Genomic DNA, 249 nt, shown 5'->3' on the forward strand with positions numbered 1-249 from the left:
GTGATTAGTCCGCTGCGTCAGTCGGTGCTGCGTATCGAACGCATTGCGCAGGGTGATCTGACCTCCGCTCCCCTGCCCCATGGCCGCAGCGAGATTGGTACGCTCATCCATAACCTGCAACTGATGCAGCAGGCGCTGGTAACCACCGTTGGTACGGTGCGTGAAGGCGCCGTCGCGATTTATCAGGGCTCCAGCGAAATTTCAGCCGGCAACACCGATCTCTCTTCACGCACCGAGCAGCAGGCTGCG

Annotated in this window: 1 protein-coding gene; it reads left to right on the forward strand. The window is 60.6% G+C overall.

Annotation, left to right across the window (positions count from 1 at the left end; genetic code table 11):
* Positions 1 to 249 (forward strand): HAMP domain-containing protein (locus SB756_RS33415; protein ID WP_410913677.1); only part of this gene is annotated, 249 nt, incomplete at both ends.

The sequence above is a fragment of the Pseudomonas sp. SIMBA_068 genome, from assembly GCF_046534705.1.
GTDB lineage: Bacteria > Pseudomonadota > Gammaproteobacteria > Pseudomonadales > Pseudomonadaceae > Aquipseudomonas > Aquipseudomonas putida.